The sequence below is a fragment of the Elusimicrobiota bacterium genome, from assembly GCA_026388095.1.
In the GTDB taxonomy this organism is placed as follows: domain Bacteria; phylum Elusimicrobiota; class Elusimicrobia; order UBA1565; family UBA9628; genus UBA9628.
In genome coordinates, this window is the sequence record JAPLKL010000013.1 from 4,164 (window position 1) to 26,223 (window position 22,060).

General features: G+C 68.1%; 18 protein-coding genes and 1 pseudogene. 11 read left to right on the forward strand and 8 right to left on the reverse strand.

Going from position 1 to position 22,060, the window contains the following annotated elements; genetic code table 11:
- The 7 genes from NTY77_03085 to NTY77_03115 form a co-directional block, all read right to left on the reverse strand.
- Nucleotides 1-3,631, reverse strand: a 3,631-nt coding sequence (locus tag NTY77_03085; protein ID MCX5794468.1) for a hypothetical protein, incomplete at its 3' end; no start/stop codon positions are given.
- Between the two features lie 25 nt (nucleotides 3,632-3,656).
- The gene (locus NTY77_03090) at nucleotides 3,657-4,814 is read right to left on the reverse strand and encodes a PorV/PorQ family protein (protein MCX5794469.1); all 1,158 of its coding nucleotides are present in this window, start codon (nucleotides 4,812-4,814) and stop codon (nucleotides 3,657-3,659) included.
- 57 nt (nucleotides 4,815-4,871) lie between these two features.
- Nucleotides 4,872-5,198 (reverse strand): hypothetical protein, encoded by a 327-nt coding sequence (locus tag NTY77_03095; GenBank protein MCX5794470.1) that lies wholly within the window; start codon nucleotides 5,196-5,198, stop codon nucleotides 4,872-4,874.
- Nucleotides 5,191-6,210, reverse strand: coding sequence for a fumarylacetoacetate hydrolase family protein (locus tag NTY77_03100; protein MCX5794471.1), 1,020 nt, complete (start codon nucleotides 6,208-6,210; stop codon nucleotides 5,191-5,193). The genes NTY77_03095 and NTY77_03100 overlap by 8 nt, the downstream gene beginning before the upstream one ends.
- 1 nt (nucleotide 6,211) lies before the next feature.
- On the reverse strand, nucleotides 6,212-7,360 hold the full coding sequence (locus NTY77_03105; GenBank protein MCX5794472.1) for a branched-chain amino acid ABC transporter substrate-binding protein: 1,149 nt from the start codon (nucleotides 7,358-7,360) through the stop codon (nucleotides 6,212-6,214).
- Nucleotides 7,361-7,391: 31 nt separating this feature from the next.
- Nucleotides 7,392-8,393 carry an A/G-specific adenine glycosylase gene (locus tag NTY77_03110; GenBank protein ID MCX5794473.1) on the reverse strand — a complete coding sequence of 334 codons (1,002 nt, stop codon included), beginning with the start codon at nucleotides 8,391-8,393 and terminating at the stop codon, nucleotides 7,392-7,394.
- Entirely contained in the window at nucleotides 8,390-8,686 is a 297-nt protein-coding gene (locus NTY77_03115; protein ID MCX5794474.1) for a BON domain-containing protein, read from the reverse strand. The genes NTY77_03110 and NTY77_03115 overlap by 4 nt, the downstream gene beginning before the upstream one ends.
- Nucleotides 8,687-8,724: 38 nt before the next feature.
- On the opposite strand from NTY77_03115, the pseudogene rdgB reads away from it, so the two are divergent.
- The 5 genes and pseudogenes from rdgB (at nucleotide 8,725) to NTY77_03140 (ending at nucleotide 14,830) form a co-directional block, all read left to right on the forward strand.
- Nucleotides 8,725-9,282: pseudogene (rdgB, locus tag NTY77_03120) on the forward strand (RdgB/HAM1 family non-canonical purine NTP pyrophosphatase).
- Between the two features lie 120 nt (nucleotides 9,283-9,402).
- Complete coding sequence (locus tag NTY77_03125) at nucleotides 9,403-11,046, forward strand: tetratricopeptide repeat protein (protein ID MCX5794475.1); 1,644 nt, start codon at nucleotides 9,403-9,405, stop codon at nucleotides 11,044-11,046.
- 20 nt (nucleotides 11,047-11,066) lie between these two features.
- Nucleotides 11,067-12,443 carry a UDP-N-acetylmuramate--L-alanine ligase gene (murC, locus tag NTY77_03130; protein ID MCX5794476.1) on the forward strand — a complete coding sequence of 459 codons (1,377 nt, stop codon included), beginning with the start codon at nucleotides 11,067-11,069 and terminating at the stop codon, nucleotides 12,441-12,443.
- Nucleotides 12,443-13,255 (forward strand): 16S rRNA (adenine(1518)-N(6)/adenine(1519)-N(6))-dimethyltransferase RsmA, encoded by an 813-nt coding sequence (gene rsmA, locus NTY77_03135; protein MCX5794477.1) that lies wholly within the window; start codon nucleotides 12,443-12,445, stop codon nucleotides 13,253-13,255. Before murC ends, rsmA begins: the two co-directional genes overlap by 1 nt.
- Before the next feature lie 45 nt (nucleotides 13,256-13,300).
- Nucleotides 13,301-14,830: a glycosyltransferase family 39 protein gene (locus NTY77_03140; protein ID MCX5794478.1), complete on the forward strand. Its 1,530-nt coding sequence runs from the start codon at nucleotides 13,301-13,303 to the stop codon at nucleotides 14,828-14,830.
- Here the strand turns inward: NTY77_03140 and mnmA are convergent.
- Nucleotides 14,770-15,885, reverse strand: coding sequence for a tRNA 2-thiouridine(34) synthase MnmA (mnmA, locus tag NTY77_03145; protein MCX5794479.1), 1,116 nt, complete (start codon nucleotides 15,883-15,885; stop codon nucleotides 14,770-14,772). The two genes, NTY77_03140 and mnmA, sit on opposite strands and share 61 nt — an antisense overlap.
- A gap of 45 nt (nucleotides 15,886-15,930) precedes the next feature.
- On the opposite strand from mnmA, the gene efp reads away from it, so the two are divergent.
- The 6 genes from efp to NTY77_03175 are packed head-to-tail and all read left to right on the forward strand — an operon-like array spanning nucleotide 15,931 to nucleotide 22,060.
- A complete protein-coding gene (gene efp / locus NTY77_03150; protein MCX5794480.1) occupies nucleotides 15,931-16,494 on the forward strand; it encodes an elongation factor P in 564 nt (187 codons plus the stop codon).
- A gap of 14 nt (nucleotides 16,495-16,508) precedes the next feature.
- Entirely contained in the window at nucleotides 16,509-17,195 is a 687-nt protein-coding gene (locus tag NTY77_03155; protein ID MCX5794481.1) for an HAD-IA family hydrolase, read from the forward strand.
- Nucleotides 17,192-18,775 (forward strand): S8 family serine peptidase, encoded by a 1,584-nt coding sequence (locus NTY77_03160; GenBank protein ID MCX5794482.1) that lies wholly within the window; start codon nucleotides 17,192-17,194, stop codon nucleotides 18,773-18,775. The genes NTY77_03155 and NTY77_03160 overlap by 4 nt, the downstream gene beginning before the upstream one ends.
- Nucleotides 18,776-19,129 carry a DUF192 domain-containing protein gene (locus tag NTY77_03165; protein ID MCX5794483.1) on the forward strand — a complete coding sequence of 118 codons (354 nt, stop codon included), beginning with the start codon at nucleotides 18,776-18,778 and terminating at the stop codon, nucleotides 19,127-19,129.
- Between the two features lie 12 nt (nucleotides 19,130-19,141).
- The gene (locus NTY77_03170) at nucleotides 19,142-20,944 is read left to right on the forward strand and encodes an ATPase, T2SS/T4P/T4SS family (protein ID MCX5794484.1); all 1,803 of its coding nucleotides are present in this window, start codon (nucleotides 19,142-19,144) and stop codon (nucleotides 20,942-20,944) included.
- Between the two features lie 3 nt (nucleotides 20,945-20,947).
- On the forward strand, nucleotides 20,948-22,060 hold the full coding sequence (locus tag NTY77_03175) for a GAF domain-containing protein (GenBank protein MCX5794485.1): 1,113 nt from the start codon (nucleotides 20,948-20,950) through the stop codon (nucleotides 22,058-22,060).

Sequence of the window (22,060 nt, forward strand, 5' to 3'; positions counted from 1 at the left end):
CGTTGGTCGCGTTCAGCCCGCCGCTCGATAAGGAGACGTACGGCGTCGCCGCGAGGGTGTTGGCATCCGACCAATAGGCAAGGTAATTCGCCGTGCCGGTCATGGCAGAGGGCGCGCCGGCGCCGTTGCCCTTGAGCACGCCGGTCAGGGCCGAGGTGGCTACGACGCTGGAGCCGGCCATGTAGAACAAGGCCCCCGGGGCCGCGCCGGCGTTGGTCGTGTTCATCCCGCCGCTCGACAAGGAGACGTACGGCGTCGCCGCGAGGGTGTTGGCATCCGACCAATAGGCGATCTGGTTCGCCGTGCCGGTCATGGCAGAGGGCGCACTGGTGTTGTTGCCCTTGAGCACGCCGGTCAGGGGCGAGCTGGCTACGAGGCTGGAGGCGGCCATGTAGAACACGCCCCCCTGGCCCGCGCCGGAGTTGTCCGCGTTCGTCCCGCCGTTCAATAAGGAGACCTTCGTCGTCGGCGTCGCCGCGAGGGTGTTGGCATCCGCCCAATAGGCAAGGTAATTCGGCGTCCCGGTCATGGCGGAGGGCGCGCCGGTGTTGTTGCCCTTGAGCACGCCGGTGAGGGCCGAGGTGGCTACGATGCTGGAGCCGGCCATGTAGAACAAGGCCCCCGTGGCCGCGACGGAGTTGTCCGCGTTCAGCCCGCCGCTCGATATGGAGACGTACCGCGTCGCCGCGATGGTGCTGTTGGTCACCCAATAGGCGATGTAGTTTGCCGTCCCGGTGTTGGCTGTCGGGCCGTTGGAGTCGGACCGGAGAATGCCGGTCGGAGCTGTGAGGCCTGCGAGGCTCGTCGCGTCCTTTTTGTAGATCAAGCCTCCTATGTCCGCGTTGGAGAGGTCCGCGCCCGTTCCGCCGCTCGATATGGAGACGTACCGCGTCGCCGCGATGGTGCTGTTGGTCACCCAATACGTGATGTACCCTGCCGTCCCGGTGTTGGCTGTCGGGCCGTTGGAGTCCGCCCGGAGAACGCCGGTCAGAGCTCCGGTGCCGGCGAGGCTCGTCGCGTCCTTTTTGTAGATCAGTCCCCCTATGCCCCCAGGACCGGAGAGGTCAGCGCCCGTCCCGCCGCTCGATATGGAGATGACCGATACCCCGCCGATGGTGTTGGCATCCAGCCAATAGGCGATCTGACCCTGGGACCCGCTCATGGTCGAGGGAGTGTTGCTGCCGTTGCCCTTGAGCACGCCGGTCAGGGCCGAGGTGGCCACGATGCTGGAGCCGGCCATGTAGAACAGGGCCCCCGTGGCCGCGGCGGAGTTGTCCGCGCCCGTTCCGCCGCTCGATATGGAGACGGACGGCGTCGCCGCGATGGTGCTGGCGGTCAACCAATAGACGATCTGCCCGGGCGCCCCGGTCATGGGTGTGGGCGGGTTGCTGCCGTTGCCCCTGAGCACGCCGGTCAGGGTCCCGGTGTTCGCGAGCGTCGAGGCATCGACCTTATAGATCAGGCCCCCTATGCCCCCAGGACCGGAGAGGTCCGCGTTCGTCCCGCCGCTCGATATGGCGATGTACGGCACTCCTGCGATGGTGGAGGCATCCGACCAATAGGCGACGTAGCCTGGCGTGCTGGTTATGACCGTGGGCGCGCTGGCGCCGTTGCCCTTGATAACGCCGGTCAGAGCGGCGCCTCCGAGGCTGGTCGCGTCCTTCTTGTAGATCAAGCTCCCTATGGCGACACCATCGAAGAGATTCGTGTTCGTGCCGCCGTCCGCGAACGGCACCGTAGTCCCGCCGACGCGATAGATGTAGCTGCCGCCGATGGTGACGTCGGCAGGGATGTTCCTCCCGATCGATGGCACCGAGGAGATGTCGGTCACCAGGATGCCGTCGCTGATGCTCCCCAGTCCGGTCACCGTGTCATCCGTGATGGAATATAGTATCTGGTTCTTGCTGGTCGAGCCCGGATAGGTGGCCATGGTCCAGGCCGGGTTTACGGCCATCGTGAGCAATTGGCCGGCGGCAGTGCCCGAATCCAGCATCATCGTGGTGTCCATCGCGGATTGATAGGGCAGCGAGCCCTGCTTTCCGCCGACCAGGTTTATGGCTCGGTAAATGGTCGTCCCGTCGGCAAGATTCTTCCAGAAGGGATTTGCGCCAGCCCCGGCGGTCGTCAAGAACCATCCCGCGGTCGCGGTGCTTAGCGCGACCATCATGTGGTTGTTGTTGAAATATGGGATGAAGCCCTGACTGGCTCCGCTCAGGTCCGCGCCCGTGCCGCCGCTGGAGACGGATAGGGTGTTCTTCACCCCATTGGCCAAGTCCACCTGGTCCCATGCCGGGATGGTGCCTGCCCCGCCGGTGTTGGCCAGATATCGTGTGGGCGTGTTGACAAAGGAGAGCGTAGACACGATAGTGTCCAAGGAGCCGTAGAGGAGGTCTCCCTTATACACCGCATCCGGGTACTTCGCGCTGGTCCAGGCTGGGACCTTGCCGTCGGAGCGCAGGAGGCTGCCTGCCCCGCCGATGGTCATCGTGGAGACAATGTTGGCCGCGGAGCCGTAGAGGAGGTCTCCCTTGAACACCACACCGGGGTAGCTCGCGCTGGTCCAGGCCGGGACCGTGCCGCCGCTGACCGTCCAACTGGATTGCAAAAGGCTGCCCGGCACGCCGACGGACATCGTGGAGACGACGTTGTCCGCGGAGCCGTAGAGGAGGTCTCCCCTATACACCAGACTCGGGTAGCTCGCGGTGCTCCAGGCCGGTATCGATCCGTTGGAGGTCAGGAGGCTGCCTGGCCCGCCGATGCTGACCGAGGATATCTTTACCACCGGACTGCCGTCGAAATATAGGATGCTGCCCTTCGCCGCGTCGTGGAAATTCTGGCCCGTGCCGCCGTACTTCAGATCCAGGGGGGCGTTCAATTGCAGCGCACCGTCCGCGGTGAAGCCCGACGTGCTGTTCGCGTTGCCGAACGTCGCGGACGCCTGGACAACGAGGCTGGCCCCGGTGCCGTCGATGAGCATCAGTCCCGAGTCCAGATGCAGGCCGGCGCCGGCGCCGTCGATGGTCAGGGTGCCCCCGCTCACATTGAACAGGGTGGAGGGGTGCGAGGTCCCGATGCCGATGAAGGCCGTGCCGGAGGAGACGTAGAACGCCGCGTTGCTGCTGGCGGCGGGCGCGTTGATGACGAACCCTCCGGTGGAGATGTCGATGGTCCCCTCGATGGTCTTGGCCACGAGCGCGTAAGGCATGGAGTAGAGCTGCTCCCGCGGCTTCATTTTTATGCCGCCTCCCGCACCGAGGCCTCCCTTGAATATCTCCATTTCCAGCCAGCGCTGCCCGCCGCCCACCAAGGTGTTGGTCGTCACCGGAATGTTGACGCTGAACAGCCCTGAGACGATGTCGACGGATGCCGGCATGTCCGCCCCTATCTGCGTCTCGGTGGGGCAGGATGCGGATACCGCTGGATCCGGCCCGCAGTTGTAGATGCGGAAGACGATATCCCATTTGGCGGTCACGGGGACCCCGTTCTGCTGCAGCTGCCCTTGGTAGTTGATGCCTCCCGGCACGCTGCCTGGAGCCGCCGTGCCCTGCGGGCGGAATGTGGCGCCGCGCGCCGGCGCGGCGCACCACGCGCCCGCCAGCAACGCCAGCAGAAGGAAGGGGGATTTCTTCATAAGTTGCCTCGTCGGTCGCTATGGCTCATGGGCGGACCCACTTCTTGTAATCGGGGGATAGGATCATCTCGGAATCCGGCAGCGTCTGCTTCGACTCCGGCTGCGGGGCCCGGGCCGCAGGGGCCTGGCGCGCCCGCTCGAGCTCGCGCTGCCGCAGCGGGCCCGCCTGGTCCCGGGCGCGGCGCCACTCGATGACCGTGCCGCGGCGCTCCTCGCGCAGGGTCTGGCCGAACTTGAGGACGATGCTGGCCCGGTGCGTCTGCGCGAGGTTGCCGGAGTCCATGAAGGAGTAGTCGAAGCCCAGCTCGCAGGGCCTGTGCTCGTCGCGGAAGACGTAGAGGCCCATGCCGACCGTGTAGCCGGCGCCCTCGCCCGGGTCGGTGCGGCCGCCCAGGCGCACGGCCAGGACGCCCTGGTACCACAGCTCGACGCCGCCGGAGACCGCCACCGCCTGGCCTTGGGTCTGGATGCCGTCCAAGGCGAGGGTGAAATAGTGCGGGAAGTCCCTCGGGTCGTAGGGCGTCCATGAGGCCCCGACCCGCGCCGTGATGGGCAAGGGGTAGGTCTCGGAGATGTAGCGCAGGCCGTTGCCGAGGTGGAGCACGGAGGCGCCCAGGCGCACGCCGCGCATCGGGACCCACAGGGTGCCGATGTCCCCCGCCACGGTGGCGGCGTTGTAGGTGTGGAGCCGCGAGGTGATGTACTTGCCTGAGCCGCCCACGGCCCAGGTGTCCGATATGCGCAGGCCGTAGGAGAGCTGGTAGGCCGCGTCCAGGGCCGAGGTCTGGCCGGCGGAATCGTCGGTGGCCGAATAGGCTTCGAAAGGCGCGACGCTGAGCGCGTTGATCGCCAGCCCGTAGGTGCCGAAGCGCAGCGGGTGCACGTAGCCGGTCCACGCGTGGTTGACTCCCGGGGCGTAGGCGTCGAACACCATGCCGACCTCTTGGCGCGCGAGGAAGGCGATCCCCGCCGGGTTGTAGGCCAGGGCATGGACGTCGTCCGCTAACCCGACGAAGGCATCCGCCAGGCCGGCCGGGCGCGCTCCGACGGGTATGCGCAGGAACTCCGCGCTCGTGGTGCCCTGGCCGGAACTGGCGAGGCCTCCCGCGCGGGCGGGCAGAGAGCGGCCCAGGCACAGGAGGGCAGCCAAGCAGACTACGCCTTGGACATGCTTGCGCACCATCAGGAGTATGCAAGAAGGTATTTGCAAGAATATTACAGGAAAAACGCCTTTGTGAAGCTATTGCGAAATCTGACCGGACTGCTGGGCTGGCTGGGGGAGGCTCTGTTTGGCCAGATATGCGCCCAAAAAGGCCATGATGAGGATGACGCAAGCGGCGACAACGGACCATGCCGCATAGCGCAGCCATGGGGGGGCGGCGGGGATCTTGCCGCCGGTGTCGAGGGCGAGGAACTCGGGGGGTATCCCCGTCTTTGGCTCCCCGGCCGGAGCGGGGTTGGCGGCCGGCGCGGCCGCCGGGCGCCCCCGGCGGAAAGGCTCCTTGCAGAGGTCGCACCACTGCGCCGAATCCGGGGACTCGCAGCCGCAGGCCGGGCATCTAACCACGGCCATATTTCAGCCTCGTCTGAGATTTGGGCTTGCCGATCCTGTGGCGCAGGCTGCCCAGCTTGTCCACGCGCAGCTCCACCTCGTCTCCTGGCTTCACCCAGCGCTCCAGGTCCAGGCCGCAGCCCCGGAAGAAGGTGCCTGAGCCCAGCACGTCCCCCGGCTGGAGGGTCTCCTCCTGGGAGACGTGCGAGAGCATCAGCCCCCAGCTCCAGTAGCGGTCCGCGGTGCGGCCTTGGCTCCAGAGCTCGCCGTTGACCCGCACCTGGATCTCCAGATCCTCCTCGGGCCCCACCTCGTCCGCCGTCACCAGGCACGGGCCCAGACCATAGGCGAAGTCCTTGCCCTTGGCCGGCCCCATGCCGCAGGCGAACTCCGACTTCATGACGTCGCGGGCCGAGAAATCGTCGAGGATGGTGAAGCCCGCGATGCGGGCCGGGGCGTCTTCGGGGGAGAGGTCGCGGCCGGGCGCCCCCACCACGCAGGCCACCTCCGCTTCGAAGTCGAAGCGCCGGGTGTAGCTCGGCCAGGGGACCTCCTGGTCCGGGCCGTAGATCTCGCGGGCGTTGCCCTTGAAATAGACCGGATGCTCGTACCAGGCCGCGGGCAGGGGCGCGCCGGCCCGACTCCAGGCCTTCAGGGCGTGGTCCTCGTAGGCGAAGAAGTCGCGCAGGGAGCGGGGCTGCAGGGGCGCGAGCAGGCGCACGTCGCCGAGCTGGTGGACGACGCGCTCGCCCCGGGGCCCGGCCGGGGTCCTGTGCTTCTCGGTCTCGCCGGCGGCGAAATCCAGGGCCTGACGGGCCTCGGCCAGGGCGTCTTGGCCCCGGTCGAGGAAGGCGAGCATGTCGGCAGGCAGCAGCGCGTCGGCCAGACGGCGGGGCTGGGACCGGCCGAGCCGGCCCAGGCGGGCCGCGGCCGCGAGGTTGAGGTCCACCACCTGCTCGCGCCAGAGCGCGCCCAGGCGGGTGAAGGGCCCCAGCAGGGTCGCGACTTCGAAAGAGACGAGCTTCATATCAATAGATGGGCACGAAGCGCTTCTGCTTGGCGTCGGCCCTGGTCATGGTGATGACGCTTTTGAGGGTGTCGCCTTTGGCGTCGAACACGATGGTGCCGAGCATGCCGGAGTGCCGGCTGTTCCGGATGCAGTCGAGCACCGCCGGGCGGTCGGAGCCGTGGTGGCGCAGGCATTCCACGGCGATGAGTCCGGCCTCGTAGGCGTAGTGGTCGAAGACCCGCGGCATGCCGCCGTAGCGCTTGCGGTAGTTCTCCACGAAGTCCGCCGCGCTGGGGATGTCCTCCACGGGCACGCCGCTGACCGCGAGGTAGGCCCCGTCGGCGGCCGGGCCGGCGACGGCGAAGAGCTCCGGAGCCTTGGCCCCGTCTCCCCCCAGGAAAGGCCATGGCACGCCCAGCCCCCGCGCCGCCTTGAGCAGCTGCCCGAACTCCGTGTAGATCCCGCCGAAGAAGAGCCCGTCCGGCCGCAGGGCTTGCAGCTCGGAGAGGAGCGCCGTGAAGTCCCTCTGGCCGCGGGAGACGCTGCGGGAGGGCACGGTCACGCCGCCCTTGGCCTCGAAGCGCCGGCGGAACGCCGCGGTCAGGTCGCGGCCATAGGGAGTCCCGTCTTCGACGACGGCCATGCGGCGCAGATCGAACCGGTCGTAGGCGTAGTCGGCCGCGTAGGCGCCCAGGACCGCGTCGGAGGCCGGTATGCGCAGCGCCACCCGGGGATCGGTCCAGTCCGGGCGGGTCTGCTGCAGGGTCACCTCGGGACTGGTCGCCGACGGGGTGATCATGGTCAGCCCGGCCGCGGCGTAGACCTTGGCCGCGGCGATGGAGCAGCCGGAGGTGATGTGCCCCACCACCACGGCCACCGCGGGGTCCGCGACGATGCGGCCGGCGACCAGGGCCGCCGTCTCCGGTTCGGCACGGTCGTCGTAGGGGGCCACTTCGAACCGCCAGAGCGACTCCCCGCCGGCCTCCGAGTCGGCCACCGCCATCTCCACCGAGCGCTGCATGCCCAGGCCTTCGGGCGCGAGGTCCCCGGTCAGGGGCCCGGTCACGGCGATGCGCACGATGGGCTTGACGCGGTTGCAGGCCGAGGGCCCGGCCCAGGCCAGCACGCCCAGGGCCGCGGCCAGAGCGAGAGAGAGGCGGGACCGCATCCCTTTAGGATAGAAAGAAACGGGCGGCGATTCAATCTTGAATCAGCTTGAGCCAGAGCGAGGAGATCAGGAAGTCCTTGAGGCGCGCGCGTTCCACCCAGCGCGCCTGCGGCGGCCTCGGCCCCAGCAGACGCGCCCGGCGCAGGCAGAGCGCCAGGCGGTAGCGGGTGATGGGATGGCGCAGGGTCTTCAGCCGGGCTCCGACCCGGGCTGGAAAACGTCCCGCCTCGGGCAAGCCCCAGTGGCCCTTGAGCAGGAGTTCCTTCCGGCCGCGCTTCCAGAGCAGGACGCGGCCGCGGCGTTCGATCCATAGGCAGGTCCAGCTCAGGTCTTGCGGCGCGGCCCGCGGGCCGAGGACCGGCAGCCGCGACTGGAGGCCTGCCTTCCGGGCCGCGCACAGCCCGCGCCAAGGGCAGGCTCCGCAGGCGGGGCTCTTCGGAGTGCAGACGACCTCGCCCAATTCCATGACGGCCTGATTCCAATCCCCCGGCCGGCGGGGGTCGAGCAGGCCTTGCGCCAGCGCCGCCAGTCGTGTCCGCGTGGCGGGTCGGCGCGCGTCGGACCGGATCGCGAAGAGCCGGCACAGCACTCTGGCCACATTCCCGTCCAGGACCGCGTGGGCGCGGCCGAAGGCTATGGAGGACACCGCGGCCGCCGTATAGCGGCCGACGCCGGGCAAGGCGAGCCAGGCGTCGTGGTCGCGCGGGAAGTCCCCGCCGGGCCGGGCCGCGATGCGGCGGGCGGCGGCGTGCAGGTTCCGCGCCCGGGCGTAGTAGCCCAGGCCCGCCCAGGCGCGCAGGACGTGGGCTTGGCGGGCGCGGGCCAGGGCGCGCACGTCAGGGAAACGCCGCAGGAAATCCTCATAGCGGGGCTCGACCGCGGCCATGGTGGTCTGCTGGAGCATGGTCTCCGCCACCCAGACGCGGAAGGGGTCGGCGTCGCGGCGCCAAGGCAGGGGCCGGGCCGAGCGCTCGTACCAAGCCAGCAGGCGCCGCCGTACGGTCGCCGCGGCCGGGGGCCGGGTCAGGCTCACTCGGGGATGAAGACGTTGACGAGGACCTGGTCCACGCCCTTGGTCCGGCGCGCCAGGCGCGTGACGAGGTCCTGCTCGCGCCGGTCCTTGAGCACGCCGGATAGGGTCACGACCCCGGTGTCGACGTCGATGGTCAGGTAGCGCAGGTCGAGATTGGGCTGGCTGCGCAAGGCGGTCTCGATGCGGGCCTTGATGGCCGCGTCGCTGAGGTCCACCGGCTCCACGTTGCGCATGCAGCCGCTCAGGGCTGCGGCCAGGACCGCCGCGGTCAGGAGCCGCATCCAAGCCTTCATGGCAATAATGTACAATTTTATCGACGTAGCGGCAATGAATGATGGAAATCCTCCTCGCGACCCGCAACCGGCACAAGGTCACCGAGATCTCGAGCCTTCTGGGAGGAGGACTGCGCGTCCTCTCCCTCGACGAGCGGCCCGACGCTCCCTCCGTCGAGGAGGACGCTCCCACCTTGGAGGGCAACGCGCGCAAGAAGGCGGCCGCGACCGCGGCCGCGACCGGGCTTTGGTGCCTCGCCGACGACACGGGCCTGGAGGTCGCGGCCCTGGGCGGCGCGCCGGGGGTGCTCTCCGCGCGCTACGCCGGAGCCGACTGCGATTACGCGGCCAACAACCGCAAGCTCCTGGAGGCCCTGCGGGACGTGCCTCCGGGGCGGCGCCGGGCCGCCTTCCGTACGGTCATGGCCCTCTGCGACCCCGGCGGCGGGAAAGTCGTCCTGGAAGAGGGGCGGCTCGACGGCGTCATCGCCGCCGAGCCGGCGGGGAGCAACGGCTTCGGCTATGATCCGCTGTTCATCGTGCCGTCCCGGGGCCTGACCCTCGCCCAACTGAGCCTGGAGGAGAAGAACACCTTGAGCCACCGGGCCGCGGCGCTGACGCGCATGCTGCCCCACCTGCGGCGTTTGGCCGCGCTGGCGGTCCTGCTGGCCTGCCTATGGGCGCCCGCGCGGGCCGGCCGGACGGAGCCGGCCGGGCAGACCATCTGGGACCAGATCATGGCCGACCAGGCCGACCGGGGCCTGCGCCAGGGCGCCCGGTATCTCGACCAAAAGCAGTACGACCAGGCGCTCCGCGAGTTCCAGCGCGCGGTGCAGGCCAATCCCAGCGAACCGACCACGCACACCATGCTGGGCGTGGGGTACTACTGGACCGGCCAAGTGGATCGCTCCTTGGAGGAGTACCGCAAGGCCCTGGAGCAGGACCCGCGCAGCGCCCAGGTCTGGCTCCTCATCGGCATCTCCTTGGCCTGGAAGGGGGAGGACAAGGGCGCCTACGAGGCGTTCAAGAAGGCGGCCGAGCTCGACGGCCAGCGCGCGGATGTCCAGATGAATCTCGGCTCCATCGAGGAGTCCCTGGGCCTGATGGAGGAGGCGCTGGAGCATACCCGCAGGGCCGTCGTACTCGACGGCAAGAACCCGCTCTATCACTACCAGCTCGCGCTGCTCTACCGGAGGCTCGGCCGCGACTCGGACTGCATCGACTCCCTGCACCGGGCGCTGGGCTTCTTCCCCGATTTCGAGGACGCGGTCCTGGAACTGGGCGCCGCCGAGGAGCGCACCGGTGACCGCAAGTCCGCCCAGCGCAGCTTCCGCAAGGCCGTGGACCTCAAGGCGCGCGACGCGGTGGCGCGCTTCCGCCTGGCCCGCCTGATGCTTCAGGGCGACGACTCCCGGCGCGCCCGCGCCATGATGAGCGAGGCCTTCCACCTCACTCCCGAGGAGGGCGGCGGGGGGCTGCGGCTGTCCGTCTCCTACGCCGGCGGCCACAAGGCCGCCTCGGGTCCCGGCGCGGCGGGCCAGCCCGAGACGCCGGCGAGCCCGCCCCCCCCGGATAACGACGCCAACGACCCCCTCTCGGTCTTCACCCGCAACCTGGAGCGCATCCCGCTCGATCAGAGCGCGATCATGGAGGTCGACGTGGTCTTCGTGCCCAAGCCCAGGCTGGTCAAGGCCCCTGTCGAGAGCGCCTCGTCTTTGCGCAAGGCCCTGTCCCAGCGGCTCTCGGACACCGACGGCACGCCCAAGGCGACGCGGCGGCAGTATCAACTGCGCGCCGCCAAGCCCGAGGAGCGCGCCGCGCAGGTCCGCCAGGTCATGGAGGACCTCAGAGCGCTGCTCAAGACAGCGCCCGAGGGGGCCGACACGCGCCTGGGGATGAACCTGACCTTCACCCGCCTCGCCGACGCGGGACCCTCCCGCAGCGACGCGGAGAACCCTCCCAAGGTCTCCTACGAGCCCAGGCAGGTGGGCAACGACCTGGGCCTCTGGGTGATCGGCACCGGCTGGATGGGATTGGTGGAGGAGGTCCTGCCGGAGGCCGGGGAGTCCCCGCCCCAGCCGGACCAGAGCGATTGGTGGGTGGCCACGGGACTGGGCTACGCCATCCTGGGAGACGGCCAAAGGGCCCTGTCCGCCTTCGTGCGCGCGGGGCAGCTCGATGCCGCGAGCGTGCCCGCCCAACTCGGCCGCAGCGTGGCCTCGGTCATGACCGGCGACGAGGCCGGCGCCATCAAGGCTCTCCTCGAGGCGCGCCGCATCGACCCCGGCAACCGCGCGGCCAAGGAAGGCCTCAAGTGGCTCAACCGCCAGGCCGCGCCCAAGCAATCGCCGCAGGGGGCCGGGACCAAGGGGAAAAGCTGATGTCCCTCGACCTCGGTCACATGCGCGCCTTCGTCCGGCGCGTGCATTTCGTCGGCGTCGGCGGCGTGGGCATGAGCGGCATCGCCGAGGTCCTCGTCAATCTCGGCTACCGGGTCTCTGGGTCCGACCTCAAGGCGAGCGCGATCACCCGGCGCCTCAAGGCCGCGGGCGTGCGCGTGTCCGTGGGCCATGCCGCCGCCAATGTCGGCGACGCGCAGGTCGTGGTGGTGAGCTCCGCCGTGCGGCCCGACAACCCCGAGGTCCGGGCCGCCCGGCGCGCGGGAGTGCCGGTCGTGCTGCGCGCGCAGATGCTCGCGGAGCTGGGGCGCATGAAGAAGACCGTGACCGTGGCCGGCTCGCACGGCAAGACCACGACCACGGCCATGGCGGCCATGGCCCTGGCCGCGGCCGGGGCCGAGCCCACCATGATCGTGGGCGGGCAGATCAAGAACATCGATTCCAACGCCCGCCTGGGCCTGGGCGACTATCTGGTGACCGAGGCCGACGAATCGGACGGCTCGTTCGTGCACCTGGCGCCCCTGGTGGCCGTGGTCACCAACATCGACAACGACCACCTCGACCACCACAAGACCATGGCCAATCTGCGGGCCGCGTTCGTGGACCATCTCTCGCGCCTGCCTTTCTACGGCGCCGCCGTGCTCTGCGCCGACGACCCGGAGCTGGCCCGTCTGCGCCCCTGCCTGCGCGCGCGGGTCATCTCCTACGGGATATCGCGGCGGGCCGACTGGCAAGCGCGCGGGCTCCGGTTGGACAAGGACGGTTCGAGCTACGAGGCCTTTCATCTCGGCCGGCGCGCGGCCCGCATCCGTCTGCGGGTCCCCGGCCGGCACAACGTGCTCAACTCGCTGGCGGCCCTCGCCGCGGGGCGATTCCTGGGTTTTCCTCTGAGCGGACTGGGACGCGGGTTGGCGGCGTTCCGGGGCGTGGGACGCCGGCTCGACCGTCTGGGCGCGGCCCGCGGAGTCGAGTTCGTAGACGACTACGGCCATCACCCCACCGAGGTCCGGGCTGCGGTGGAGGCGGTGGCGACGCTGTGGGGAGGCCGGCGGACGATGGTCGTCTTCCAGCCGCATCGCTATTCCCGGACCAAGCTCCTGGCCCGCGAGTTCGGCCCCGCCTTCGCGCGCGCCGACCAAGTCTTCGTCATGCCCATCTACCCCGCGGGGGAGGCGCCGCTGCCGGGCGTGAGTTCCGCGCTGATCCTGGATTCCCTGCGCCGCTCCGGGGTCGCCTGCGCTCCTTTCAGCGGCAGCCTGGACGTGCTGCGCCAGCTGCGCCCCGGCGACGTGGTGCTGACCTTGGGCGCGGGCGACGTCTGGAAGACGGGCATGGACCTCATGCGCCGGTTGGCCGCCGATCTGGCGAGCCCGGTCTGATGGGCGCGCGTCTCGATCAGCACTATCTCGTGGACACCGCGGTGCGCGACGCCATCGCGGCCGCCGCTGAGATCGCGCCCGGCGACAGCGTTCTTGAGATCGGCCCGGGGCGCGGCATCCTCACTGCCGCGCTCCTGCCCCGCGCGCGCACGGTCGTGGCCGTGGAGCTCGACGAGCTGCTGGCGGCGCAGCTCGCCGCCGCCCTGGACCGTCCTGCCAATCTGCGCGTGGTCAACGCGGATTTTTTGGAGTTCGAACTGGGGTCGCTCGGGCCGGGGCCCTGGAAGGTCGCGGCCAATCTCCCTTACGCGGTGGCCACGCCGATCCTCCAGCGCCTCCTGCCCTGGCCGCATTGGAGCACCGCCGTGCTCATGTTCCAGAAGGAGGTGGCCGAGCGCATCGCGGCGGGGCCGGGCGGCGCGGATTACGGCTTGCTGACCCTCTCCGTGGCGATCCACGCTTCGGCCGAGCTCCTGCTCGAGGCGTCGCGTGATTGCTTCCGACCGCGGCCCAAGGTGGCCTCGGCCGTGGTGCTGCTTCGGCGTCGTCCCGAACCCTTGGTGCCCGCCTCCGAGGAGGCGGCCTTCTTCCGCGTGGCCAAGATCGCCTTCGGCCAACGGCGCAAGATGGCTCTGGGTGTGCTGGCCCGGGGCCTGAGCCTCGACCGGGAGAAGGTGGCCGCAGCCTTCGCGGAGCTCGGGATCGCTCCTGCCGCGCGGGCCGAAGAGATCCCGTTCGCGCTCTGGCGCGGCCTGGCCCGGAGTTTGGGGACACAATACTTATCTCCCGCTCCGTCAGACGAGAAAGCCTGATCCAGCATGGTGTCCTCGAAACGGCGTAAGCCTGAATTAAGTATTGTGTCCCCGAATCTGGCGCGGGCGGGCTGCCTAGCGGGCCTGGCGCTGCTCTACCTGCTCTGTTTGCGGGCCTATTATGTGGGCTTCTTCAACGACGACGCCTTCTATCTCCTAGGCGCGCGTTCCTTGCTGTCCGGCGGCTTCCGGGAACTGAGCGCTCCTGGGGCTCCGCCCATGACCATCTACATGCCCGGCTATCCGCTGGTCCTGGCCCAGTGGAGCTGGCTGGCGGGCTCTTCGCCGCTGGCGGCGCAGCTGCTCTCCGTGGCGCTGACCACGGCGGCCATGGGCCTGATGTGGGCGTGCTTCGCCTCCGAGTTGCCGCCCGCCGCGGCTTTCGCCGCCGTCGCGGTGACGGCCTTCAACCCGCTCACGGCGAGCATCTCGGGGACCGTGCTCTCGGATATCCCGTTCTTGGTCATGACGCTGCTGGTCTTCCTGGCGGCGCGGCCGATCTGGGAGAAGGGGTCGGACCGGGCCTGGGCCGGCCTGGGCGCCATGACCGGGGCCGCCTTCCTCATCCGGCCCACAGGCGCGGCCCTCACCCTGGCTTTGGTCCTGTCCTTGCTGGGGGAGAGGCGTTGGGGGCGGGCGGCTTGGGCCGCGGCCGGGGCCGCTCTGGTCGCGGCGCCCTGGCTGGGGCGCAACGCCCTGATCGGCGGCTCGGCTTTGCCCTACGCTGCGCAGCTGGCCGCGCCTTGGAGCGCCTCGTCGGCCTTCAGCGACTTCCTGATCCGGCTGGCCCGCAACGCCGGGTTCTATGGTCCCGAGCTCTTCGGACGGACCTGGTTCCGTTGGCCGGCAGCGCCGGGCCTCCAGGCCTTGCGCTGGGCCACCGTCCTGCTGGGCTTGGCCGCGCTGGCCGTCGGCCTGCGCGAGTGGGGAGGCCGGGGTTGGCGCAAGCTTCTGAGCGTGTATCTGCTGCTCTATGCGGCGCTGCACCTGGGACTCCACCTCCAGTCAGGCCGTTATATTTTCACCGCCTTGCCCATGGCCGCCCCCCTGTTCTTCCTGGGCCTGTCCGCGGTCGACCGGAGGCTGCGCATGCGGGACAGACTGGTCTTAGGCGCGGCGGCCTTGAGCTTGGCCTTGAGCCTCGCGCCCGTGGCCAACGTCGTGAGGACTTCGCTTTGGCGGCACACTCCGCTCAACACGCCGCCCCTGAAGACATTGGCCTGGATCCAGGGCGCGACCTCGCCGGCGGACGTCTTCGCGGCGGATCTTGACGGGAGGTGGTTCTTGCTCACGGGCCGCCAGACGGTGCGCCTGCGCAAGCTCTATGAGCCCGGCGCTTTCGCAGCCTGGCTCAAGGCCGCGCGCGTGGACTACGTCCTGACCGAGCCCAATGAGCATTTCATGACCACGGCTTCAGGCGGGACCACGCATGACCCCATGCCTCTGGACCGACTGCGGGACCTGCTCTCCGGCGGCCGGCGCGTCTTCGCCGACGCGGAGGAAAGGACCGAGATCTACCGGGTCGGTTCGGCGGCCGACGAGATGGTCCCCGCGCCGACGACGACCTCTCCCTGATAGAAGACCGCGGTCTGTCCGGGCGTCACCGAGAGCTGGGGCTCGGCGCAATCGACTTGGATCGTGCCCGGCTCATCGCCTGGCGAGACCTCGGCGACGGCCGGCCGGTGCTGCTGGCGGACTTGGACTTCGACTTGGACGGGCTGCGCCGGGGGGCCGCTGAGGCTGATCCAAGTGGCTTCGCGCACCGTGAAGCGCGCGCAGTACAAGGCTTCCTTGGGCCCGACGATGACCGTGCGGGAGGCGGCGTCGATGCGTGCCACGTAGAGCGGCCGGCCCGCTCCGCTCAAACCGACGCCTTTGCGCTGGCCCACGGTGTAGTGGACGATGCCTTTGTGCCGGGCGATGACCCGGCCGGAGAGGTCCTGGATGGGCCCCGGACGGGAATCGGACTCGTCGAAGAGCACGCCGTAATCGGGGCTTTCGATGAAGTCCTGACTCTCGGACTTGTCCGCGACGTCGTGCCAGCCGAGGCCTCGGGCCAGTTCCTTGACCCGGGCCTTGGTCAATGCGCCCAGCGGCAGGACCAGCGCCGCCAACTGCTCTTGGCTCAGGCGCGCCAGGAAATAGGACTGGTCTTTGCGGCGGTCCGCGCCGCGCTTCAAGAGGATGCGTCCGTCCGCGGTCCGGGCCTCGACGCGCGCGTAATGGCCGGTGGCGAAGCCGGAGAAGCGGATGCCGGATTCGCGGGCTTTCTTGAGGAGCAGACCGAACTTGATGGCCTGGTTGCAGCGCACGCAGGGGTTGGGCGTGCGGCCGCAACGGTACTCCCCGCGGAAATAATCCAGGACCAGGGTCTTGAACTCCGCCGCCAGGGGGATGGTGTGATGGGGGATCCCCAGGCGCCGGGCCACTTCGCGGGCGGCCGCCAGATCGCGAGCCTCGCCGGGGCCGTAGCAGCCGGAGCGGCCGCGGTCCGGGATGGGCAGGGACCCGTCCCAGGTCTGCATGGTCAGGCCCACGACCGCGAAACCTCGCTCCTGGAGGATGCGCGCCGCGACGGCGGAGTCCACCCCGCCGCTCAAGCCCACGGCGACCGTTTTCCCGTTGGCCATCGAGAATATTGTAACATTATCAACCGATAGCATTAGGAGGTGCGCATGATCAGCACTGCTGATTTCCACAATGGCCTGGTCTTCGAGGACGAGGGACAGTTCTGGGAGATCCTCAGCTACCAGCATCATCGCAAGTCCCAGTCCGCGGCCGTCTACCGCACCACCTTGCGTTCCCTGTCCACGGGCTCCGTCTGCGAGCGGTCCTACTCCTCGGGCAGCAAGTTCCGCGAGGTCCCGGTGACCAAGCGCGAGAAGCATTACAGCTACGACGAGGGCGACATGGCCGTGTTCATCGACTCGGAGACCTACGAGCAGGTCTCCTTCCCTAAGGCCAAGCTCGGGCCGCAGGCCAGGTTCCTGTGCGAGAACATGGAGGTCCTGGCGGTCTACGTCGACGACAAGCTGACCAACATCGAGCTGCCGCCCAACGTGGTGCTCACCGTCTCCTCGACCGTCCCCGGAGTCAAGGGCGACTCGGTCTCCAACATGGTCAAGCCCGCCACCTTGGAGACGGGCCTGGAGATCTCGGTGCCGCTCTTCATCAAGGAGGGCGACAAGATCCGGGTGGACACCCGCACCTGCGGCTACGTGGAGCGGGTCAAGGAATAGCCGGCGGGCGCGGCATGATCAGGGCGGTCATCTTCGACGTCGACAACACCCTCACCGACTTCATGAAGATGAAGCGGGCGGCGGTGGACTCGGCCGTGGAGAGCATGATCGACGCGGGCCTCCAGGTGCGCAAGGAGGCCATGGTCGAGAAGATCTTCGAGACCTACTGGAAAGAGGGCGTGGAGGACCAGAAGATCTTCGACAAGGTGCTCAAGGCGGAGTTCGGCGGCGTCGACTACAAGCTGCTGGCCGCGGGCATCGTGGGCTACCGCCGCTCCAAAGCCGGGACCATGGCGCTCTATCCGCACGTGCACCTGACCCTTTTGGAGCTCATGCGGCTCGGCGTCAAGAGCGCGGCCCTCTCCGACGCCCCGAAGCTCGAGGTGTGGCTGCGCATCGTGGGCCTGGGCCTGCATCACTACTTCGACCACGTCGTGACTTCGGCGGACCTCGGGGTGCATAAGCCCGCGCCGGAGCCCTTCCGCAAGGCGCTGGAGGTCCTGGGCACCAAGCCCGGGGAGACGGTCATGGTGGGCGACTGGGCCGAGCGGGACGTCGCGGGAGCCAAGAACCTGGGCATCCGCACCGCCTGGGCCAAGTACGGCGACACGCACGAGACCAAGGACTCGGGCGCCGAGTTCGTGCTGACGGATATCTCCGAGCTGGTGGATATCATCCGCAAGGAGAACGGGATCCCATGAAGAGGGCGGCGTGCCTCGCCGCGCTGTTGGCCCTGTCCCGAGGGGGCTTGGCGGCCTCGTTCGCCGACAGGGTGAAGGTCCTCGATGCGAAGGGCGCGGTCCGAGGCGAGGCGCTGTCGGACCGTCTCATTGTCCGGTTTCGGGAGGGCTTGGACGCCGCGCAGAGGAATTCCGTGCATCAGGCCGTGGGGACGACGGAACTGCGCAGTCTGGGAGCCCCGGGCCTCTTCGAAGTCTCGGTTGGCATCGGAGCGGATGTGCGGCAGGTCCTCCGCCTCATCCAGGCCCGACCGGAGGTTTCCCAGGCGGATTACGTCTTTTCTCACCATCTGGACCTGACCTCCAACGACCCCCTGGCGCCACAGCAATACTCCTTGTCCCAGATGGATGCGTTCGGCGCATGGGAATTCGAGGTCGGTACATCCAACAACGTCACCATCGCCGTCTTGGACAGCGGCGTGGACGACTCGCATCCTGATTTCGCCGGCAAGATCGACACCGCCAACCGCAAGGATTTCTGCCCGCCGGCCCAGCCCGGCTGCTCCGGCGTGTGCGGGGCTGCTTTCTCGGACGATTTCGGGCATGGCACCAGGGTCGCTGGGGTCGCCGCCGCTTCGGGAAACAACGGCCTGGGCATTGCGGGTATCTCTTGGGGTGCCCGTATCCTCCCGATCAAGGTCATCGACAACACGGGTTGCAGCGATGATGCGACTCTGGTCGCTGCTCTGAATTACGTGGCCGGCCTCGAACCCGGTCTGGGCAAAGCGGTCATCAATATGAGTCTGGGTGGAGTCGAGTCCCCCTGCAATGCGGCGTTGATCACCGCGGTCGACAACGCCTTGGCTAAAGACGTAGTCGTGGTCGCCGCGGCCGGCAACTATGATTTCCTGGATAATCCGGGCAAGGTCGTTGAGTGTCCGGCCAAGATCCCCGGTGTCATTGCGGCCGGGGCTACGGATTCGAGCAACAATATCGCGGTATTCTCCGCGGTCGGGCCCGAGATGGCCACCAACGGCGTCGTGGCTCCGGGGGTCGATATCCTCAGCACGATGATCGGCGGCGGCTATGGGACGGAGAGCGGGACATCCTTCTCGGCTCCCAATGTTTCTGGAGTGGCCGCTCTGGTACGAGCGGCCAAGCCCGCGAAGACCCCGACAGACGTCTTTAACATCATCCGCGGAAGCGCCGACTCTATCGGTGTGGCTTCAGCGGGCGCAGGCGCGGGATTGCGGCCGGCTGGAAGCAGCTCCGGCGCCGGTCGCGTCAACGCCTTTCGCGCCATGCGCCTGGCCGTCAACGGGACTGCCGCTTTCGACGGCGACCAGAAGGCCATCGCTTATCCTAACCCCTTCCGCACCTCTCAGACGGGCGCCGTCTCCTTCTCGATCCCGACCAGCCTGCAGGGCGCCAATGCCGCCATCAAGATCTACACGATCGGCGGCGAGTACGTGCGGACGGTCACGGGCCTGACCTGGGACGGCCGCAACGCCGCCGGCAGCCCCGTGGTTACCGGCACCTACATCTTCGTCGTCTCCACCGACAACGGCACCACGCGGGGCCGTGTGGCGGTCATCCGTTGAATGGCAGAGCGTATTTTAGTAGCGTTTAACCGTACGCGCGAGCGCGAGATAGCCTCCCGCGTCGCCGTCGCAGACGATTCCGTGTCGCGTTCGCGCGGCCTGCTCGGCCGGACCGCGCTGGCGCCGGAGGAAGGCCTTTGGATCGTGCCGTGCCCGATGATCCACACCTTTTTCATGAAGTTCGTCATTGACGTCGTGTTCCTGGACCGGCAGCTGCGCGTCGTGCGCGTTCTGGAAAGGCTCAAACCCTGGCGCCTCTCGCCGTGGGTCTTCGGGGCGCACAGCGTCCTGGAACTTGCCGGAGGCAGGCTCCAGGGTTCGGTCCGGGTCGGCGACTGTCTGGAATTGCGTTAAGCGGAGAAGATCATGGCTCTCAAAGGTCTGCAGCGGCGCAAGACGGTGACGGAGATCCTCGGCGAAAGCAAGCTCTTGAGCGAAGAGCAGCTCAAGACCGCCGAGGCCGACGCCAAGAAGAACAACAAGATCCTCCAGCAGTCCATCATCGACCTCAAGCTCATGAGCAACGGACAGCTCCTCAAGTGCCTTTCCGGGGAATGGCAAGTCAAAGCCGTGGACTTAGGGCAGATCGGTATCGACAATGAGATCGCCAAGATCATCCCCGAGGCCGTGTCCCGGCGCCACCATGCCATCCCTTTCGCCAAGGAGGAGAGCGCCCTCTTCGTGGCCATGGCCGACCCGCGGGACTTCTTCGTCGTTGAAGACATCCAGCTGCGCACGGGGATGGCGGTCGAGCCCTACCTGGCCATGCCCCAGGACATCATGGCGGCCTTGGACAACGCCTACGGCAAGGGCGAGGGCGCGGTCATGAACCGGCTCGTCGCGGACATGGCCAAGAAGGAGGCCGAGGGGACCCAGGTGGGCGAAGGCATGCAAGTGGTCAAGGACGAGGCCAAGTCCGACATCGCCGAGGTCGACGCCTCCGCCCCCGAGGTCGAGAAGCTCGTCAACGCCATCATCCTGGGCGCCCTGAGCATGAAGGCCTCGGACATCCACATCGAGCCCTTCGAGGACGCCACGGGCAAGAACTCCAAGCTCCTGCTGCGCTACCGCGTCGACGGGCGCCTGCTGCCCGGTCCCTTCATCGTGCCCTGGGGCTACCGGGCCGCGGTCGCGGCCAAGATCAAGATCATGACCGGCTCCATGAACATCACGGAGCGGCGCATCCCCCAGTCCGGCCGCATCCAGATCCTGGCCGGAGGCAACCCCATCGAGTTCCGCGTGGAGATGGTCCCCACGGTCTACGGCGAGTCCTGCGTCATGCGTATCCTGGACCGCAAGTCCGTGCAGGTGGACATCATGAAGATGGGCTTCATGCCCGACACCTTGGACAAGTTCCTGGGGCTCCTCAAGGGCATCGGCGGCAAGAAGAACTTCGGCCTCATCGTGGTCTGCGGCCCCACGGGCTCGGGCAAATCCACCACTCTCTACGCCGCCTTGAACCACGTCAACCGCCCGGACATCAAGATCCTCACCGCCGAGAACCCGGTCGAGTACAACCTCGAGGGCATCGTCCAGGTGCCCGTCAACCCGGACTTGAAGCTCGGCGAGAACAAGAAGTTCGATTTCGCCACGGCCCTGCGTTCCTTCCTGCGCCTCGACCCAGACGTCATCATGGTCGGTGAGATCCGCGACGAGGAGACCGCGCACATCGCCATGGAGGCCGCCATGACCGGCCATCTGGTGTTCTCCACAATCCACACCAACGACGCTTCTTCCACCATCTCGCGCCTGACCGACATGGGCCTGCCCTCGTTCATGGTGGCCGGCACGATCAAGGCGATCCTGGCCCAGCGCCTCTCGCGCCGGCTGTGCTCCGAATGCAAGGCCCCCCACGACCCCACGCCGGAGGAAGTGAAAATTTTCCAAGAGAACGCGGTGGACCTGCCCGCGGGCACCAAGCTCTGCGGCCCTCCGCCGGGCGGCGGGTGCGACACCTGCAAGAACCTCGGCTACAAGGGCCGCGTCGGCATGCACGAATTGCTCGTGATGACCGACACCCTGCGCACCTTTTGCCTGAAGGATGTCGCCGCCGATCCGGTGAAGCGCGAGGCCATGAAGGAAGGTATGCGCCTCATCGTGCAGGACGGCCTGGAGAAGGTCAAGATGGGGTTGACCACGGTCCGGGAAGTCCTGGGAGGAACGGAGTGAGCCATGGCTGACAACGACAAGACCACTTTGGCCGCGGGAACGGCCGCCGGCATGGACGTCAACACCGCCCTGGAGCTCTTCTCCATCGCGGGCAGCCTCAATTCCACCATCGACCTGGACTTCCTCCTGCAGAAGATCGGCGCCGCGGCCGAGCGTCTGCTCGATTCCGAGGCCAGCGCCATCATGCTGGTGACCGACGACCGCAAACAACTCTACTTCAAGGTGGCTTCCGGGGAGAAGGCGCAGACCCTGAAGACCATGACTTTGCCTGTCGGCCAGGGCATCGGCGGCTGGGTGGCGCTGCACCGCAAGCCCGTGGTGGTCAATGACACCCGAACGGATCCCCGTTTCGCCGGCAAGTTCGACAAGGCCTCCGGCTTCGTGACCAACTCGCTCTTGTGCGTGCCCATGGAGTACCGGAGCGAACTCGTGGGCGTCGTGGAGGTGCTCAACAAGCGCTCCGGGGGCTACTCCCAGGAGCACATCGGACTGCTCTCCAGCCTGGCCAGCCTGGCCTCGGTGGCCATCACCAACGCCAAGGTCATCTCCGAGCAGAAGAACTTCTTCTCTCACGTCATGGAGCTGCTGGTGGGAGTCATCGAGACGACCAAGCCCAATATGACCGAGCATCCCGTACGCTCGGCCCAGCTCGCCTGCGCCATCGGCCGGGCCCTGGGCGTCGAAGACTACGAGTACCGCATGCTCTACTACGCCGGCATCCTGCATGACATGGGCTATGTGGCTTTTAAGAACCAGCGCCTGCTCGCGGACCTGGGGATCACGAGCGCTTCAGAGGAGATGCACCCCATGCTCTCGGTCAAGATGCTCGAGGGCATCAAGATGGTGGAAGGCGCGCTGCCTTTCATCGGGCACCACCATGAGCGCTATGACGGCACCGGCTATCCGGGCAAGCTGAAGGGCGAGGCCATACCGCTGGGCGCGCGCATCCTGGGCCTGGTCGAGTCCATGGAGGAGCTTCGCCTCATCGGCCTGCACGGAGAGGAGCTCGAGAAGCGCGCACTGCAGGAAGCCGCGGAGGGCAAGGGCACGCGCTTCGACCCCGCGGTCGTGGAGGCCTTCGTCGCGGTGCTCTCCGCCAAGGGCGGGCCCTGGTAG